This is a genomic window from Roseococcus microcysteis (assembly GCF_014764365.1).
GTDB lineage: Bacteria > Pseudomonadota > Alphaproteobacteria > Acetobacterales > Acetobacteraceae > Roseococcus > Roseococcus microcysteis.
The window spans coordinates 767017-785488 of the sequence record NZ_CP061718.1; the positions used below are offsets into that span (position 1 = coordinate 767017).

13 protein-coding genes and 1 pseudogene are annotated in these 18472 nt (G+C 72.2%); 7 read left to right on the top strand and 7 right to left on the bottom strand.

The window, feature by feature from the left end; all coding sequences use genetic code 11:
• Window positions 1-2 precede the first annotated feature (2 nt).
• From glgB to glgX, 4 genes are all read left to right on the top strand, one after another.
• Window positions 3-2231, top strand: coding sequence for a 1,4-alpha-glucan branching protein GlgB (gene glgB, locus ICW72_RS03580; protein WP_191084971.1), 2229 nt, complete (start codon window positions 3-5; stop codon window positions 2229-2231).
• Window positions 2224-3489: a glucose-1-phosphate adenylyltransferase gene (glgC, locus tag ICW72_RS03585; protein ID WP_191084972.1), complete on the top strand. Its 1266-nt coding sequence runs from the start codon at window positions 2224-2226 to the stop codon at window positions 3487-3489. The genes glgB and glgC overlap by 8 nt, the downstream gene beginning before the upstream one ends.
• Window positions 3490-3551: 62 nt before the next feature.
• Window positions 3552-4979: a glycogen synthase GlgA gene (glgA, locus tag ICW72_RS03590; protein WP_191086106.1), complete on the top strand. Its 1428-nt coding sequence runs from the start codon at window positions 3552-3554 to the stop codon at window positions 4977-4979.
• Window positions 4972-8913: a glycogen debranching protein GlgX gene (glgX, locus tag ICW72_RS03595; RefSeq protein ID WP_223880800.1), complete on the top strand. Its 3942-nt coding sequence runs from the start codon at window positions 4972-4974 to the stop codon at window positions 8911-8913. The genes glgA and glgX overlap by 8 nt, the downstream gene beginning before the upstream one ends.
• On the opposite strand, the gene ICW72_RS03600 is transcribed toward glgX, so the two are convergent.
• Complete coding sequence (locus tag ICW72_RS03600) at window positions 8899-9495, bottom strand: DUF882 domain-containing protein (protein ID WP_191084974.1); 597 nt, start codon at window positions 9493-9495, stop codon at window positions 8899-8901. The two genes, glgX and ICW72_RS03600, sit on opposite strands and share 15 nt — an antisense overlap.
• A gap of 2 nt (window positions 9496-9497) precedes the next feature.
• A complete protein-coding gene (locus ICW72_RS03605) occupies window positions 9498-11015 on the bottom strand; it encodes a L,D-transpeptidase family protein (RefSeq protein WP_191084975.1) in 1518 nt (505 codons plus the stop codon).
• Between the two features lie 128 nt (window positions 11016-11143).
• Between ICW72_RS03605 and ICW72_RS03610 the strand changes: the two genes are divergently transcribed.
• Entirely contained in the window at window positions 11144-12469 is a 1326-nt protein-coding gene (locus ICW72_RS03610) for an aspartate aminotransferase family protein (RefSeq protein ID WP_191084976.1), read from the top strand.
• A 27-nt stretch (window positions 12470-12496) separates the two neighbouring features.
• Here ICW72_RS03610 and ICW72_RS03615 read toward each other — a convergent pair whose 3' ends face one another.
• The gene (locus ICW72_RS03615) at window positions 12497-12682 is read right to left on the bottom strand and encodes a hypothetical protein (RefSeq protein WP_191084977.1); all 186 of its coding nucleotides are present in this window, start codon (window positions 12680-12682) and stop codon (window positions 12497-12499) included.
• A gap of 175 nt (window positions 12683-12857) precedes the next feature.
• Here ICW72_RS03615 and ICW72_RS03620 point away from each other — a divergent pair, with 175 nt between their 5' ends.
• Window positions 12858-14348 (top strand): AMP-binding protein, encoded by a 1491-nt coding sequence (locus tag ICW72_RS03620; RefSeq protein WP_191084978.1) that lies wholly within the window; start codon window positions 12858-12860, stop codon window positions 14346-14348.
• Here the strand turns inward: ICW72_RS03620 and ICW72_RS03625 are convergent.
• The 4 genes and pseudogenes from ICW72_RS03625 to ICW72_RS21190 all read right to left on the bottom strand — a co-directional run.
• Window positions 14345-14545 (bottom strand): heavy-metal-associated domain-containing protein, encoded by a 201-nt coding sequence (locus tag ICW72_RS03625; protein WP_191084979.1) that lies wholly within the window; start codon window positions 14543-14545, stop codon window positions 14345-14347. The genes ICW72_RS03620 and ICW72_RS03625 overlap by 4 nt on opposite strands.
• A 2-nt stretch (window positions 14546-14547) precedes the next feature.
• Window positions 14548-14931 carry a MerR family transcriptional regulator gene (locus ICW72_RS03630; RefSeq protein WP_191084980.1) on the bottom strand — a complete coding sequence of 128 codons (384 nt, stop codon included), beginning with the start codon at window positions 14929-14931 and terminating at the stop codon, window positions 14548-14550.
• Window positions 14928-15998, bottom strand: coding sequence for a heavy metal translocating P-type ATPase (locus ICW72_RS21185; protein WP_332308982.1), 1071 nt, complete (start codon window positions 15996-15998; stop codon window positions 14928-14930). The genes ICW72_RS03630 and ICW72_RS21185 overlap by 4 nt, the downstream gene beginning before the upstream one ends.
• Before the next feature lie 86 nt (window positions 15999-16084).
• Window positions 16085-17380, bottom strand: a pseudogene (locus tag ICW72_RS21190) (heavy metal translocating P-type ATPase); the annotation flags it as partial.
• On the opposite strand from ICW72_RS21190, the gene ICW72_RS03640 reads away from it, so the two are divergent.
• Window positions 17371-18429 carry a S1C family serine protease gene (locus ICW72_RS03640; protein ID WP_223880801.1) on the top strand — a complete coding sequence of 353 codons (1059 nt, stop codon included), beginning with the start codon at window positions 17371-17373 and terminating at the stop codon, window positions 18427-18429. The pseudogene ICW72_RS21190 and the gene ICW72_RS03640 sit on opposite strands and share 10 nt — an antisense overlap.
• Window positions 18430-18472 lie beyond the last annotated feature (43 nt).

Here is an 18472-nt window from a genome sequence, read left to right on the forward strand (position 1 = left end):
CGATGGAAGACTGGCGCGCCAGCGAGGCGGAGCTGGCCTCCTTCCTGGCCGCCGCCCATGGCGACCCCTTCGCCCTGCTGGGCCCGCACGCGACCGAGGGCGGGGTGGTGTGGCGCGCCTTCTTCCCCGGCGCCTCGCGCGTGGAGGCGCTGTTGCCGCAGGGTGCGCGGCCGATCGCGCCGCGCGGCGAGCAGGGCTTCTTCGAGGGTTTCCTGCCCGGAGTGCGGCGCGAGGCCTGCACGCGGCTGCGCGTCCATGAGCCGGCCGGCGCGCGGGAGGTCCATGACGCCTATGCGCTGGGCCCCGCACTCGGCCCACTTGACGACCATCTTCTTCTCGAAGGCACGCATCATCGGCTGCATGAGCGGCTGGGCGCGCATCCCGGCACGCATGGGGGCGTGGCGGGCACGCGCTTCGCGGTCTGGGCGCCGCATGCCAAGCGCGTCTCGGTGGTGGGCGACTTCAACTTCTGGGACGGGCGGCGCCACACCATGCGCCGGCGCGTGGACAGCGGCATCTGGGAGCTGTTCCTGCCCGGCATCGGCCCCGGCACGGTCTATAAATATGAGCTGCTCGGCCCCGCGGGGACGCTGCTGCCGCTAAAGGCCGACCCCTTCGGCTTCGCGGCGGAACTGCGCCCCGCCAATGCCTCGGTCGTGGCGGATCTGGACGGCTTCGAATGGACGGATGCCGCCTGGATGGCCGCGCGCGCCAAATCCGCGCCGCGCACGCAACCCATGTCGGTCTACGAGGTTCACGCCCCGTCGTGGAAGCGACACCCCGATGGGAGGTTCTGGAACTGGGATGAATTGGCGGCCGACCTCATCCCTTATGTCCGTTCGCTCGGCTTCACCCACATCCAGCTCATGCCCGTGATGGAGCATCCGCTCGATGCCTCCTGGGGCTATCAGCCCGTGGGCATGCATGCGGTGACGGCGCGGCTGGGCGGGCCGCGCGGCCTGATGCGTTTTATCAACGCCGCGCATGAGGCCGGGCTCGGCGTCCTGCTCGACTGGGTGCCGGCGCATTTCCCGCAGGACGCGCATGGCCTGGCGCGCTTCGACGGCACGCCGCTCTTCGAGCATCCCGATCCGCAGCGCGGTTTCCACCCGGACTGGGGCACGGCCATCTACGACTATGGCCGCACCGAGGTGCGCGCCTTCCTCGCCTCCAACGCCATGTTCTGGATCGAGCGCTTCCACGCCGATGGGCTCAGGGTGGACGCCGTCTCCTCCATGATCCACCTCGACTATTCGCGCGGGCCCGGCGAATGGTCGCCCAATGCCGATGGCGGCAATGACAACCGCGACGCCATCGCCTGCCTGCGCCACATCAACGCGCTGGTGCGGCGCGCCGGCCAAGGTGCCGTGATGATCGCAGAGGAAGCCACGGATTGGTCCGGCGTCACGGCACCGGCCGAGGAAGGCGGGCTCGGCTTCGACTTCAAGTGGAACATGGGCTGGATGAACGACACGCTGCGCTATGTGGCGAAGGAGCCCATCCATCGCGGCTGGCACCACCAGCTGATGAACTTCTCCCTCATGTACGCCTTCAACGAGAACTTCATCCTGCCGCTCAGCCATGACGAGGTGGTGCATGGCAAGGGCTCCCTGCTGGGGCGCATGCCCAAGGGCGGCGACGGCGCCGATGACTGGCAGCGCTTCGCGAACCTGCGCGCCTATCTCGGCTACATGTGGGGCCACCCGGGCAAGAAGCTGCTCTTCATGGGCAATGAGATCGCGCAATGGCGCGAGTGGTCGGAGGCGCGGGAACTCGACTGGTGGCTGTTGCAGCACGCGCGACACACCGGCGTGCAGACCCTGGTGCGCGACCTCAACGCCCTGCACCAGGCGCTGCCCGCGCTGCACGCGGCCGATGCGCAGCCCGAGGGCTTCCACTGGATTGACGCCGATGACAGCGCCGATTGCACCTTCACCTGGCTGCGCCACGACGGTGAGGGCGGCGCGCCCGTGGCCGTGCTGTGCAACTTCACCGCCGCCCCGCGCGAGGCGCATCTGATCGGCCTGCCCGCGGCCGGACGCTGGCGCGAATTGCTGAACACGGACGCGACCGTCTATGGCGGCTCGGGCCTCGGCAATCTCGGCGTGGTGCGCGCCCGGGACATGCCCGCCTTCGGCCAGCCCGCCTCGGCCTGGGTCATGCTGCCGCCACTCGCTGTTGTCTATCTGGCGCCCGAAGAATGGCCGCCACCGGAGGAAAACGATGCCTGACCGCCAATTGGCGCCCGCGCCCCTGGCCCGCACCGCCATGGCCTTCGTGCTGGCGGGGGGCCGCGGCTCCCGCCTGATGGAGCTGACGGACCGCCGCGCCAAGCCCGCCGTCTATTTTGGCGGCAAGTCGCGCATCATCGACTTCGCGCTGTCCAACGCACTGAACTCGGGCATCCGCCGCGTGGCGGTGGCGACGCAATACAAGGCCCACAGCCTGATCCGGCATTTGCAGCGCGGCTGGAACTTCTTCCGCGGCGAGCGCAACGAGAGCTTCGACATCCTGCCCGCCAGCCAGCGCGTCAGCGAGAACAGCTGGTATCTCGGCACGGCCGATGCGGTCTACCAGAACATTGACATCATCGAGGACGCCGCACCGCGCCACATCGTGATCCTGGCGGGCGACCACGTCTACAAGATGGACTACGAACGCATGCTGCAGCAGCATGTGGACAGCGGCGCCGACGTCACCGTCTCCTGCCTCGCCTTCCCGCGCGAGCAATCCTCAGGCTTCGGCATCATGGCCGTGGACCGCAATTCCCGCATCACGAACTTCCTGGAGAAGCCCAAGGACCCGCCCGGCATTCCGGACCGGCCGGACCTGGCACTCGCCTCCATGGGCATCTACGTCTTCGAGACGCGCTATCTGCTGCAACTGCTGAAGCGCGACGCCGAGAACCCGGAGTCCAGCCATGATTTCGGCAAGGACATCATCCCCTGGATCGTGGAGAACGGCCACGCGGTCGCGCACCGCTTCGAGCGCTCCTGCGTGATGTCCGTGCGCGAATCCTCGCCCTATTGGCGCGACGTGGGGACGGTGGACGCCTATTGGGAGGCGAATATCGACCTCACGGACATCGTCCCCCCGCTCGACCTCTATGACCAGGACTGGCCCATCTGGACGCATGCCGAGGTCGTGCCTCCCGCCAAGTTCGTCCATGACGAGGAAGGGCGTCGGGGCGAGGCCATCTCCTCGCTGGTGTCGGGCGGCTGCATCATCTCGGGCGGTTCGGCGCGGCGGTCCCTGCTGTTCACCAACGTCCACGTCCATTCCTATGCCCGCCTGCACGAGGCGGTGGTGCTGCCGGGCGTGGATGTGGGGCGCGGGGCGCGCCTTTCCCGCGTGGTGGTGGATCGCTCCTGCCGCATTCCCGAGGGGCTGGTGGTGGGCGAGGACCCCGAGCTGGACGCCCAGCGTTTCCGCCGGTCGGAGAGCGGCGTCGTGCTCATCACCCAGGCCATGCTGGACCGGCTGAAGTGAACTGGCCGCCCAGGCCTTCGGCGATGCCGCAGGACGCAGCGCCCGCCGCCCCCCGCCCCTCGCTGCGCGTGCTGGCCGTGGCGTCGGAGGCCTTTCCCTGGATCAAGACCGGGGGCCTCGCCGATGTGGTGGGCGCCCTGCCCGCCGCCCTGGCGCCCGAGGGCGTCGAGGTCACGACGCTGCTGCCCGGCTATCCGGCGGTGATGGCGGCCCTCGAAACCGTGCAGCGGGTGGAGCCCCTCCCCGATCTGCTGGGTGGCCCCGCGCGGCTGGTCCATGCGGCGCCGGGCGGGCAGCATGTGGTGGCACTGGACGCGCCGCATTTCTTTGCCCGCGGGGGTTCGCCCTACCTAGCCCCCTGGGGGCAGGACTGGCCGGACAACCCGATGCGCTTCGCCGCCCTCTCGCGCGCCGCGGCGACCTTGGCGCAGACGGGCGGCTTCGACGCGCTGCACGCGCATGACTGGCAGGCGGGGCTGGCGCCGGCCTATCTGCGCTTCGACGCGCCGCGCCTGCCCAGCCTCTTCACGCTGCACAACCTGGCCTTCCAGGGGCAGTTCCCGGCCGACATCTTCCCGGCGCTGGGCCTGCCCTGGGACGCCTTCGGTCCCGCCGGCGTCGAGTATTACGGGCAGGTGGGCTACCTCAAGGCGGGGCTGTGGTTCGCCGACCGCATCACCACCGTCTCGCCCAGCTATGCCGCGGAAATCCGCACGCCCGAATGGGGCATGGGGCTGGATGGGCTGCTGCGCGGCCGGGCGCGGGCGCTGGAGGGCATCCTGAACGGGCTCGACACCGACGAATGGAACCCCGCGACGGACCCGCTGCTGCCCGCCCATTACGATGCGGCGGACCCCTCGGCACGCGCCGCCAACAAGGTGCATCTCCAGGCGCGGATGGGCCTCGCCCCCGACCCGGATGCGCCGCTCTTCGCCTTCATCGGCCGCCTCACCTGGCAGAAGGGCATTGATCTGGTGCTGGAGGCCCTGCCCGCCGTGCTCGACAATGGCGCGCAGATCGCGCTGCTCGGCACCGGCGATGGCGCGCTGGAAGACCGGGTGCATGGCGCGACGGCGGCCAATCCCGGCCGGGTGGGCAGCTTCATCGGCTTCGACGAGGGCTTTGCGCGGCTCTGCTATGGCGGGGCGGATGCGGTAATCCTGCCCTCGCGCTTCGAGCCCTGTGGCCTCGGGCAGCTCTGCGCCTTGCGCTATGGCGCGCTGCCCCTGGTGGCGCGCGTGGGCGGGTTGGCCGACACGGTGGTGGACGCCAACGAAATGGCGCTGGCGGCCGGCGCCGGCACGGGGTTCAACTTCGCCCCCGTCACCCACCCCATGCTCCAGGCCAGCATCGAGCGCGCCATCCGCCTCTATCGCCAGCCCGAGACCTGGGCGCGGCTGCGCGCCAACGCCATGGCAACCGATGTCTCCTGGGCACGTTCCGCCCGGAGATATGCCACATTGTTCCACGAAATGCGCGCCGGTGGCTGAGGCCCTCGGCGCGACCCCCGGCCCCAAGGGGCTTTCCGTCGCCATTCCTGCCCCCGGTGCCACCGCCCTTTGGCTGTGCCTCTTCGAGGGCGAGGAGGAGGTGGCGCGGCACCGGCTCACCCCCGGCGCGGACGAGGTGTTCCGCGGCCTCATCCCCGGCGTGGGGGTCGGCGCGCGCTACGGGTTGCGCGCGGAGGGGCCGGCCAGCCTCGGCCGCTTCAACCCCGCCAAACTGCTGATCGACCCCTGGGCGCGGGCGCTGGACCGGCCGCAGCCCTTCCATGCCAGCCAATTCGACACGGGCGTCGCGCCCAGCGCGGAGGACAGCGCGCCGCACATGGCCAAGGCGGTCGTCACGGCCGACCTGCCCCCGCTGGACTGGGCGCCGCTGCCCCCCCGCCCCCAGGTGATCTACGAGGCGCATGTGCGGGGCCTCACCATGCGCCACCCGGAAGTGCCGGCCGACATCCGCGGCACCTTCGCGGCGCTGGCCCACCCGGCCGTGATCGCGCATCTGCAGGGCCTCGGCGTCACGCATCTGGAACTCCTGCCCTGCGCGGCCTGGGCGGATGAGCGGCATCTGCCCGCGCTCGGCCTGACCAATTACTGGGGCTACAACCCCGTGGCCTTCCTCGCCCCGGACCCGCGCCTTGCGCCCGGGGGCATGGCGGAGGTGCGCGCCGCCGTCGCCGCCCTGCGCGCGGCGGGCATCGGCGTGCTCCTGGACGTGGTGTTCAACCACACGGCCGAAAGCGACGCCCAGGGCGCCACCCTCAGCCTGCGCGGCCTGGGCGAGGCGCATTGGTATCGCGCCGGCGCCAACCAGTCGGGCTGCGGCAATGTGCTGGCGCTGGACCGGCCCTGGCCGCTGCGCCTGGTCATGGACGCGCTGCGCCATTGGGCCGAGGGCGCGGGGGTGGACGGGTTCCGCCTCGACCTCGCCACCACGCTCGGCCGGCGCGAGGGTCACGGCTTCGACCCCCACGCCCCCCTGCTGGCCGCCATGCGCCAGGACCCCGTGCTGCGCACCCGGCGTATCATTGCCGAGCCCTGGGACATGGAGGCGCACAGCCTGGGCGCCTTCCCCCCCGGCTGGGGCGAGTGGAATGACAGCTTCCGCGACGATGTCCGGCGCTTCTGGCGGGGCGATGCGGGCATGGCCGGGCGCCTCGCCACGCGGCTGGCCGGCTCCTCCGACCTGCTGCCCGGGCGGCCGGGCGACAGCGTGAACTTCGTGACCGCCCATGACGGCTTCACCCTGGCCGACCTGGTCAGCCATGCCGCGCGGCACAACCTCGCCAATGGCGAATTCAACCGCGACGGCACGGCGGACAACCTCTCCTGGAACCACGGGGTGGAGGGCGCGACCGAAGACCCCGCCATCCGCGCCCGCCGCGCCAATGACGCGCGCGCCCTGCTGGCCACGCTGCTGCTGGCGCGCGGCGTGCCCATGCTCGCCATGGGCGATGAGCTGGGCCGCGGCCAGGGCGGCAACAACAACGCCTATTGCCAGGACAATGACATCTCCTGGCTGGACTGGGCGAAGGGCGACACCGCGCTGCGCGACTTCACCGCGCGCCTGATCGCCGCCCGCCTCGCCCACCCCGCCCTGCACGCCACGGTGCCCTTGACCGGCGAGGCGCAGGACGGCTTCCGGGACGTGGCTTGGCTGACACTCACGGGCGAACCGCTGGAGGGCGCCGCCTGGGAGCGCGCCCGCAGCCTGATGGTGGCCCTGCACCATGAGGGCGACCGCGTGGTGGCGCTCTTCCACCGCGACGAGGCGGCAGCCGTGGCACACCTGCCCCTGCCTCGCTGGGGCCATCGCTGGCGCCTGCTGGCCGACAGCGCGGAGCCTGCGCGCGAGGGGGAGGCCGCCTCGCCGCTCTCCATCGCGCCGCGCTCCGTCGTGCTGCTGGTGGAGGAAAGCCGGCCCGCCCGAAAGGCGGGGGCGCCGGAACCCGCCCTGCTGGGCCGCCTCGCCGAGGCCGCGGCCCTTGCGCCCATCTGGCATGACGTGGAGGGGCGCCGGCATCTGGTGCCCGAGGGCACGCTGCGCGCGCTACTCGGCGCGCTCGGCCTGCCCGCCGAGACCGCCGCGCAGGCGCGTGATAGCTTGGCCCGCCGCATGACCGTCCCGCTGCTGCCGCCCCATGTCGCCGGCATCACCGGCCAGCCCACCCGGCTGAAGGTGGGCACGGCCCGCCGCCTGACGCTCGCACTGCATCTGGAAGGCGGGGAGCGGCGCGAACTGGCCCTGCTGCCGCAGGATGGCCTCGTCACCCTGCCGCCTCTGCCCAGCGGCCGCCATCGGCTGGAACACGGCACGGCGCTCTGCCACCTGACCATCGCGCCCGCCCAGGCCGTGCCGCCGCCGCCGGGCCGGCATTTCGGCGCCACCGCGCAGATCTACGCGCTGCGCCACGCGCGGGACCAGGGCCTGGGCGACTTCACCGCGGTTGGCGAGCTGGCCCGGGCCTTGCGGGCGGAGGGCGCGCTCTGGCTCGGTCTCTCGCCGCCGCATGCGCTGCACCTGATGGACCGCGCCCGCGCCAGCCCCTACCAGCCGAGCGACCGGCGCTTCCTGGAACCCTTCCTGATTGACGTGTCACGGCTGGCCTCTGCCCAGGGTCTAACTTGGCCTGGTGCCGGGCATCAGGTGGATTACGACGCCGCCTGGGCCGCCAAGCGTGCGGTGCTGGCCGCGGAATGGGCACGCGTGGGCGCCGCCGACCCCGAATTTCAGGCATTCCGCCGCGCCGGCGGCACCGCGCTCGAGGATTTCGCGACCTATGGCGCGCTGGCCGAGCACCATGGCCATGGCGATCCGGCGCGCTGGGGCGCGGGGCTGGCCCACGCGCATGACCGCAGCGTGGCCGATTTCGCCGCGCGCCACGCCGATGCCGTGGGCTTCCACGCCTTCCTGCAATTCCTGGCCGACCGCCAACTGGCCGAGGCCGCGCGCGGCGGGGCCGGGCTCTACCGTGACTTGGCCGTGGGCTCCGCCCCCGATGGCGCCGAGGCCTGGTGCCGCGCCCTGCCCACCTTGCGCGGCTTCTCCATGGGCGCGCCGCCGGACCCGCTGGGCCCGCAGGGCCAAGTCTGGGGCGTGCCGCCGCCCGACCCCGTGGCCTCGATGGAAGAGGGCCATGCGGGCTTCGCCGCCCTCATCCGCGCCAATATGCGCCACGCCGCCGCGCTGCGCATTGACCATGTGCTGGGGCTGAAGCGTTTGTTCCTCGTGCCCGATGGCGCCCCGGCCTCGGAGGGCTGCTACCTGGCGCAGGACCTGCCCGGCCTGCTCGGCGAAATCCGGCTGGAAAGCCACCGCGCCGGCTGCGCCGTGGTGGGCGAGGATCTCGGCACCGTGCCCGAGGGCCTGCGCGAGGCGCTGGGCGAGGCTGGGCTGCTGTCCTACCGCGTGCTGTGGTTCGAGCGGGAGGGGCAGCGCTTCATTCCCCCCGCACGCTGGCCCGAGGCCGCCGTGGCCTGCGTCGCCACCCATGACGTGCCGACGCTGGCCGGCTGGTGGGAGGGCGAGGACATCCGGGAACGGGAGGCGCTGGGTCTCTTCGACGCCGCCGCCGCCCGCGCGGCCCGCGCCGAGCGCGCCGCCGAGCGCACGCAACTGCTGGACGCCCTGGCCGCCTCCGGCCACCCCCTGCCCGCAGGCGCGGCCGACGGCCCCTTCACGCCCGATATCGCGGCCGCCATCCATGGGCACGTCGCGGCCACGCCCAGCGCGGTCCTGCTTGTGCAGGCTGAAGATCTGGCCGGAGAGCGCGTGGCGGTGAACCTGCCAGGGACCGACCGGCAGCGGCCCAATTGGCGGCTGCGCCTTTCCGAAGATGGCGCGGGCCTTACCGCCACACCCATCGGGCGCGCCATCCTGGATGCGGTGCGGCGGGAGCGGGGCGCCTCACCAGCGGCGTGAGGGCCCGCAATCCAGGTGAACGAAGCCATCGCGGCGATAGAGCCCTACGCCACCCACCTGCATATCGGCCGCCGCACGCGCCACGGCGAGCGAGTTGCGGTCCGGCAGGCGGCAATCCGCCGCCATGCCCGACATGTGCAGCGAGGCGGTGGAGACCCGCCGCGACTGCCGAGCGCGGGCCGCATTGGTCTCGGGCGCGCGGTAGCCGCTGACCACCTCCCAGGTGGCGTCGGAATTCAACCGGCCCTGGACCCCCACCAGCACGTCGAAGAGGCGCGGGTCCATGGGCGTCGCTTCCTGCGCGCCCGGGTCACGCATCACCCAGTCGAGCTGTTGCAGGGCGCTGCGGTCGTAATGACCGTCACGCCAGTAGATGCCGGAGAAGCTCTCGCCGGTCTGCATGCGGCGCAGACTGATGCGGCGGGTGCTGCCGGCCACAGCCTGGGCCAAGGCGGGGCTGGCCAGCGGCGCGGTGGCCAGCGCCAGCGCGCCGCCCAACATGGCACGGCGGCCCAGCACGGGTTCGCAGGAGACCCCCTCCAGCCCCTCGCAGGCCGGGCACGAATGCGCAAAGAGCCGCATGCTCAGCCCCGCGAGGCCAGGGGCACGCCATCGCGCGCGGGCGCGGCCATGGCACGGGCATAGGCGGCATCCAGCCCGTAGATGTCCTGTCGGATCCGGACCTCGTTCCCCCGCACCATCACCGTGTCGTAGTGCAACCGGATGGGCAGGGTGCGGCGCAGCGCGATCACGATGGTCTGCCGGCTGTCCAGCACGCGGTCGGCCCGTGCCTGGTCCCAGCCCCCATTGCCGGAGAGCAGCAGCAGCAACAGGTCCATCGGGCGTTCCAGCCGGATGCAGCCCGAGGAGAAGGCGCGGTCCGTCATGCGGAAGAGGTGACGGTCCGGCGTGTCGTGCAGGAAGATGTCGTCCCGGTTCGGCATGATGAACTTCAGCCGGCCGAGCGCATTCGCATCCCCCGCATCCTGGCGGATGAAATAGGGGAAGCGGTCGGGGCGGATGGCGTGCCAGTCCACCGACATGGGGTCCACCTCGACCGTCTCGCCCGCCACGCGCTGGAAGATGCGGAAGCCCCGCTGCGCCACCGCCTGAGGGTCGCGCCGCAGCCGCGGCAGCAAATCCTGCGCGGCGTTGCGCTGGGGCACGCCCCAGGGCGGGTTGAACTGCACGGAGGTCAGCCGCGTGGTGATCATGGGCGTGGCGCGGTCGGCCCGGCCCACGATCACGACCATGTCCATCAGCGTCCGCCCCTCCTCGATCACGGCCAGGCGGAAATCGGGGATGTTCACGTCCACATGCCGCTCGCGCGGGGCGGGGGCTTCGGCGCGGCGCATGTCGAGGGCGACGCGGAGCTGGTCCACCAGCTCCTGCGGGGTGCGGTTCAGCGCGGCCATGGTGCCACCGCCCACCCGGCCATCGGCCTCCAGCCCCGCCTGGGCCTGGAAGCGGCGCACGGCGTCGGCAAGCTTCGCATCGAAGAGATCGCCATCGCCCGGGTCGGCGGCGAAGACGGGGTCGGTCGCGGCGAGGCGCGCGCGCAGGGCGGGCACCCGGACCGCGTCCGACCGGCCCGTCTCCAGCACCCGGCCATTGCCGCGCGGCACGCTGCCCCAGCCCGTCTCGGCCCGCAGCCGCGCCGCGGCCAGCGCGGATTTGAGCGGCAGGGTGCCCGGCGCCCGGTGGGCCGCGGCGTCAATGACGGCGGCGGGTTCCTCGGCGGCGGCGATCCGCTCGAACCAGGTGGCGAGCGCGGCGGGGTCGGCGCTGCGGCGTAGATCCACACGGCCCGGCAATTGCGTGACCCGCCCCTGCACCAGGTCGGTCAGCGCGCCGGCGGCGGCATTGGCGACGGCGTAGGGGTCCTGCGCGCGCACGGCGTCGAGCCCATACCAGCCGGGGTTCAGACCATCCTCGTCGAGGCGCAGCAGCCTCTCGCCCAGCCGGCGCAGCGCCTCTGGCGAGGCGGTGAGCGTGCGTGTGCCCTCGGGCGGCGCCATGGGGGCCATGACGGGCCGATTGGTGGCGGCGGCGGGACCGGCGATCAGCGCGGCCAGGCCACCCAGCAAGAGGCGACGTTCCATGCGGGTGGTCTTACACCCCCCCGCCGCCCCCGCCAAGCGCGGACTGCCCGTCCGACGCGGCAAGCGCCCGCGCACCCAAGGAAATTCGGCGGTTGACCCGGGGGCCGGGGCCGGGCGAGCCTTCCTCCATGAGCCCGCTCGACGCCCCCGAACGCCGCAACAGCGACCTCGACGCCGCCCTGGCCGAGGCCCGCACCCTCTATGCCAAGGCGCGGCCCGCCAGTGCCGAAGCGCACCAGGCCGCCCAGGCCGTGATGCCCGGGGGCAGCACGCGCTCGGTGCTGTTCTGGACCCCCTTCCCCATCAGCATGGCGCGCGGCGAGGGCGCGCGGCTGTGGGATGCGGACGGCCTGGAGTACCGGGATTTCCTGGGCGAGTACACGGCCGGGCTGTTCGGCCACAGCGAGCGCCGCATCCTCGCCGCGGCCCAGGCCGCCATGGCGCGCGGCATCAACCTTGCGGCCGCCGGCCGGGACGAGGCCGCCTTCGCGGGCCTGGTGTGCGCCCGCTTCCCGTCGGTGGAACGGGTGCGCTTCACCAATTCGGGCACCGAGGCCAACATCATGGCGCTGGCCACCGCCCGCGCCTTCACCGGCCGCACCGACATGATGGTGGCGCGCGGCGCCTATCACGGCGGCGTGCTGACCTTCGCCAAGGAACGCAGCGCGGTAAACCTGCCGGTGCCCACGCGCTTCATGGACTACAACGACCCTGAGGGCGCCGCCGCCGCCATCCGCGCGGCGGGCGATGCGCTGGCGGCCGTGCTGGTCGAGCCCATGCTGGGCTCGGGCGGCTGCATCCCGGCGAGCCGCGAATTCCTGGCCGCGCTGCGCGAGGCCTGCGCGGAGACGGGGGCCGTGCTCATCTTCGACGAGGTGATGACCAGCCGCCACGGACCCGGCGGCATGCAGGCGCGGCATGGCATCACGCCCGACATGACCACGCTCGGCAAATACATCGCGGGCGGCTTCAACGTGGGCGCCTTCGGTGGCCGCGCCGACATCATGGATGTGTTCAACGGCCACCGCGCCAATGCCCTGCCCCATGCCGGCACCTTCAACAACAATGTCTGGTCCATGGCGGCGGGGCGGGTGGCGCTGGGGGAGATCTTTACCGGCGAGGCCGCGGAAGCCCTTTTCGCCCGCGGCGAGACCCTGCGCGCGCGGCTCAACGCCGCCTGCGCCGAAGCCGGCCTGCCCATGCAGTTCACCGGCGCGGGCAGCATGATGACGGTGCATTTCCGCGCCGGCGCCATCACCGCGCCCTACACCTCCACGCCGGAGGATGAGCAGCGGCGGGAACTGTTTTTCCTCGATATGCTGGCGGCCGGCATCTATGTGGCGCGGCGCGGGATGATCAGCCTGTCGCTGCCACTGTCCGATGCGGACCTGGATGCGCTGGTCGAGGCGGTGCGGGAATTCCTGGCCGCACGGGGGCAGGTGCTGCGCCAGTAACGCAACCTTGAGTTGATCACCGCCAGGTCAACTGATGATCCAGCCGACCACGACCACCAGGCCGATCAGGATCCCGGCCGCACGCATCAGCACCCAGAATTCGCCGCCCTGCACTTCCTCGTCCAGACGGGCAGATGACAGGGCACGCGGCGTAGGTTGGGGTTTTTTCCTAGCCTTGTCCGTAACTTGATTCGCGACATTGTGATTGACCATGACCATTCTCCTCGGGGCAGGAGTGGCTCGCCGTCATGGGCGCATGCAGAAGGTGGCGCGACTGGCCTAAGCTTGACAAGGGCGAAATGTTTCGGCGTGCTTCATCAAGCACTTGACGGGTCTGATGCAACGCCTTTGCAGAAATAAATCATAGATTCCCCGGAGACGACCCGCCATGACCAGCGCCCTGATCTTCGAACGGCAGAGCATCCCGGGCGAGGCGCTGGATCGGCGCGGGGCCGCGCTGGCCGGAGGGTTGCGGGGGCTCGGCCTCAAGGAAAATGACGCGGTGGCGGTGCTGCTGCGCAACGGGCCGGTCTGGGCGGATGTGATCCTCGCCTGCAGGATCGGCGGCACCTACTACGCCGCGCTGAACTGGCACCTGACCCCGCCCGAGATCGCCTTCATCCTGGCCGACAGCGGGGCCAAGGCGCTGATCGCGGACGCGGCGCTGCTGCCCGCCTTGCGCGAGATCCTCCCGCCCGGCCTGCCGGTCCTGGCGGTGGGCGGGGCGGAGGGCGCGCTGGATTATGAGACCTGGCTCGCCGCCCAGCCCCCCTATGCCGGCCCCCCCGCCAGTCCGCGCGGGCAGATGGGCTATACCTCCGGCATCACCGGCCGGCCGAAGGGCGTGCGGCGCCTGCCCATCCCGCTCGGTGAACTGCCGGCCCGCCAGGCGCGGATGCGCCGCGTGGTGGAGGAGACGCTGGGGGTGACGGAGGGCAGCCGCGTGCTGGTCTCGGCCCCGCTCTACCATGCCGGGCCCACCGTGATCGCGCAGAACGCCCTGGCCTTCGGCGACCTCCTGGTGCTGGCGCCGCGCTTCGACGCGGAGGAAACGCTGGCGCTGATCGAGCGCCACCGCATCACCACCGTCTATCTCGTGCCCGTGATGTATGTCCGGCTGCTGCGCCTGCCGCCGGAGGTGCGGGCGCGCTACGACATTTCCTCGCTGAAGGTCGTGGCCTCCACCGGCGCCCCCTGCGCGCCCGAGGTCAAGCGCGCCATGATCGAATGGTTCGGCCCCATCATCACCGAGACCTATGCCAGCACCGAGACCGGCATGCTGACCGCCTGCCGCGCGGAGGACAGCCTGGCCCGCCCCGGCACGGCGGGCCGCCCCGTGGCCGATGTCACGCTGCGCATCCTGGATGAGGAAGGCCGCCCCTGCCCGCCCGGCGTCGTGGGCCGCATCTATGCCCGCAACCACGCCTATCCGGACTGGACCTACCACAACAACCCGGAAGCGCGGGCGGCCGTGGAGCATGAGGGCCTCTTCACCCTGGGCGACATGGGCTGGCTGGACGGCGACGGCTTCCTCTACGTGGCCGACCGCGCCTCGGACATGGTGATCTCGGGCGGCGTGAACATCTACCCGGCCGAGATCGAGGCCGCGCTGCTGCGCCAGCCGGCCGTGCTGGATTGCGCCGTCTTCGGCGTGCCAGACGAGGAATATGGGGAGAGGCTGCACGCCGTGGTGCAGCTCGAAGCCGGGGCGGCGCTGGACGCGGCGGCCTTGCAGGAGGGGCTGCGCGGGGTTTTGGCCGGCTTCAAGGTGCCCCGCAGCTACGAGGCGGTGGAGGCCATGCCGCGCGACCCCAATGGCAAGCTGCTGAAGCGCAAGCTGCGCGCACCCTTCTGGGAAGGCCGCGCGCGGGCGGTCTAGCCTGTCACCTTGTAGCCCTCGCCCTCGATGGCGGCGACCATCGCCAGGCGGTCCAGCACCGTCTCGGCGCGCACAAGCCCGCCCTCCAGCGTCACCGCCACCTGGGCCGCGGGGTCGCGCGCCTGGATGGCCTCGGTTACGGCGCGCACGCAATGGCCGCAGGTCAGGCCCTGCACCGTCAGTTCCATGGTGGCCATGCTCAGCTCTCCAGATGTTCGATGATGGGGCATTCGGGCCGCGTATTGCCCTGGCAGGCCCGCGCCAGATGCCGCAGCGAGGCCGCGACGGCCTGGAGCGAGCGCGCCTTCTCCTCCAGCGCCTCGACATGGGACAGCGCGATGCGCTGCACCTCGGCACTTTTGCGCCCGCTGTCCTGCCACAGCGCGAGCAGCCGCTTCACCTCGGAGAGGGGGAAGGCCAGTTCCCGCGCATGCCGGATGAAGCGCAGCACCGACACGTCCTGCTCGGTGTAGGCGCGGTAATTGTTCATCCGCCGCTCGGGCCGCACCAGGCCCAGCGTCTCGTAGTGGCGGATCATCTTGGCGCTGACGCCGCTCGCGGCCGCCGCCTCGCCGATGTTCATTCCGGGGTCCCCCTCTCCTTGGCTTCTCTCCACGTCCAGCGGGAGAGCAGCAGCGCATTGCCCAGCACCGAGACGGAGGAGGCCGCCATGGCCGCCCCCGCCAATGCGGGCGACAGAAATCCGAACGCCGCCAGCGGCAGCCCGGCCGAATTGTAGATGAAGGCCCAGAACAGATTCTGCCGGACCTTGCGCCGCGTGGCCCGCGCCACTTCCAGCGCCGCCGGCACAAGGCGGGGGTCGCCACGCAGCAGCGTGACCCCGGCGGCCGCGATGGCCGCGTCCGTGCCGCTGCCCATGGCGATGCCGAGATCGGCCGCCGCCAGAGCCGGCGCGTCATTCACCCCATCGCCCACCATGGCAACCTTCAGCCCCTGGGCCTGCCAGCCCGCGATGCGGGCGGATTTGTCGGCGGGGAGCAGCCCGGCCTCGACCTCGGTGATGCCGAGACGGGACGCGACCGCCTGGGCCGCCGCGGGCGAATCACCCGACAGCATGGCCACCCGCACGCCCATGGCGGCCAGACGCGCCACGGCCTCGGCGGCGCCGGGCTTCACGGCGTCCTCGAAGGCCAGCAGGGCCAGCACCCGCTCGCCCTCCACCAGCCAGGCCAAAGTGCGGCCGGCGGCCTCATGTTCGGCGGCCTCGGTCGTGAAGGCGGGTGCGGCACCGCTCTCGGCCAGCAGGCGCGGGCCGCCCAGTTGCAGGGCGCGGCCCGCCACCACGCCGCGCACGCCTCGTCCGGGCAGGGCGCGGAAATCCTCGACGGGTGCCGTGGCGCCACCATGGGCGGCCAGCACGGCGCGGGCCAGCGGGTGCTCACTGCCAGCCTGCAGCGCGGCGGCGAGCGCCAGCGCGCCCGGCTCCGCCTCATGAAGCGCCGCCAGCACGGGCCGCCCTTCGGTCAGCGTGCCCGTCTTGTCGAAGGCGACGAGGGTGGCGGCATGGCCGCGCTCGATGGAATCCGCGTCGCGCAGCAGGATGCCCGCCCGCGCCGCGGCCCCGGTGCCGGCCATGATGGCGGCGGGCGTGGCAAGGCCCAGCGCGCAGGGGCAGGCGATGACCAGCACGGCGACCGCGTGCAGGATGGCCTCCTCGCCCCCGCGCCGAGCGCCAGCCAGGCCAGCAGCGTGACGAAGGACAGCGCCATCACCACCGGCACAAAGACCGCCGAGACGCGGTCCACCAGCTTCTGGATGGGAGCGCGGCTGGCCTGGGCGGCGGCGACCAGGGCGGCCACGCGCGCCAGCACCGTGTCCTCGCCGGTGGCGGTGACGCGGAGCGTCAAATGCCCGTCCAGCACCACCGTGCCGGTGATCAGCGCATCGCCCGGATGCTTGGGCACCGGGCGGCTTTCGCCGGTGATGGCGGCCTCGTCCAGCCCCGCCTCGCCGCGCTCGATCACGCCATCGGCGGGCACGCGCTCGCCAGGGCGCAGCGCCACGCGGTCCTCCACGCGCAGCAGGGCGGCGGGGACTTCGCGCTCCTCGCCATTCTCGATGCGGCGGGCGGTGCGGGGGCGGAGGTCCAGCAGGGCGCGGATGGCGCCGGCGGTGGAGCGCTTGGCCCGCGCCTCCAGCCGCTTGCCCAGCAGGACGAAGAAGATGATGAGGGCGGCGGCCTCGAAATAGAGGTGGTCATGCCCCAGCAGCAGCATCCAGAGCGACAGCCCGAAGGCCGCGCTGGTGCCGATGGCCACCAGCAGGTCCATGTTGCCCGTGCCGGCGCGCAGCGCGGCCCAGCCGGCGCGGTAGAAGCGGAAGCCCAGCCCGAATTGAAGCGGCGTGGCCAGCGCCAGCTGCCACCAGCCGCCCGGCATCCAGGCCATGCCCTGGCCCAGCGCCATGCCCAGCATCCCGGCCATGAAGGGCAGGGCCAGGAGGAAGGCGGCGCCCAGCGCCAGATCCTCGCGCGGCAGGCGGCGGCGTTGCTCCGTCTCGGCCAGGGCATAGCCGGCGCGGGTGAGGGCCGCCTCCAGCGCGGAGGTTTCGGTGCCGGCCATGATGCGCAGGGTGGCGCGCTCGGTGGCCAGGTTCACCCCGGCCTCGATCACCCCCGGCACGGCCCGCAGGGCGCGCTCGACCCGGCCCACGCAGGAGGCGCAGCTCATGCCCGTGACGCCCAGCTCCAGCACCTCTTCCCGCAGGCCGTAGCCCGCGCGGCGCAGCGCGGCCTCCAGGGCGGGCAGATCGGCGGTGCCGGTGACGGTGGCGCTTTCATCGGCCAGGTTCACCCGTGCCTCGGCCACGCCGGGCACGGCGGCCAGCGCGGCCTCCGCGCGGCGCACGCAGCTGGCGCAGCTCAGCCCCGACAAAGCGAGGGTGGTCCGGGAAAGGGTGGCGGCGTGATCCATCATGTTCCGACAGGTGGTGCCTGACACCATGGCAGGGTCAAGGCCGGATTGACCTTGCGCCAGCGCAAGCGGGACGGCACATGGCTGGCATGCGCGCATTCATGGCCACCCTGCTGCTGGGGGCGACCCTGGCTTTCCCCTCCCTCGCCCAGAATGCGGCGCAACCACAGGAATTCCGGGTGGTGAACCGCTCGGGCGTACCGGCCACCGCCCTGCACGCCGTCCGCAGCCCGCGCGGCGGGGCGGGCGACTGGGGGCCCAACCTGCTGCGCCCCGACCGGCCCCTGCCCGATGGCGGAGGCTTCCGCGTGACGCCCAGCGCCGATGCCGGCTGCCGCTTCGACCTGCGACTCGTGGCCCAGGACGGGCGCGAGGCCGTGCTGCGCGACCAGGATATCTGCGTGAACCGCAACCTGGACCTCCAGCGCCTGGCCGCCGCCGTCGCAGCCGCGCCCCGCATGGCCGGCCCCGCCAACCCCCAGGTGCCGCGTGCCGAGCCCAACCGGCGGGCCCAGCGCGTCTCCACCGGCTCGGGCTTCCTCATCGCCGATGGCCTGGTGATGACGAACCAGCATGTGATTGATGGCTGCAACCGCATCATCCTCAACACGCCCTCCGGCCATTGGCTGGCCGCCGCCCCGCCCGCGCGGGCCGATGCGGCGCTCGACCTCGCCATCCTGAACGTCCCCGGGCTGGTGGGGCCCGCCCTGCCCTTCCGCGAGGCGCCCGCCCTGCGCCGGGGCGAGGGGGTGGTGGCCTATGGCTTCCCGCTGGCTGGCCTGCTGAGCTCCGAACCCAAGCTGACGCGCGGCGAGGTGAACGGGCTGCGCGGCCTGCGCGACAACCCCAACCAGTTCCAGATCAGCGCCGAGGTCCAGCCCGGCAATTCCGGCGGGCCGCTGCTGGACATGCAGGGAAATGTGGTGGGCGTCATCGTCTCCAAGCTCAACGCCCAGCGCCTGGCGCAGAGCACGGGCGACATCGCGCAGAACATCAACTTCGCGGTGCAGGGGCGCACGGCACTGGAATTCGCGCGCCGCGCCGGCATCACGCCCCTGTTGGCCGAAAGCCGGGGGCGCGACCTGTCCACGGCGGATGTGGGGGATGTCGCGCACCGCTCCACACTCTTCATACGCTGCGAGAGGTAGGCCCCTCGCGGAACCGGGCGGGCTTGGCTAGTCTGCCGCCCAA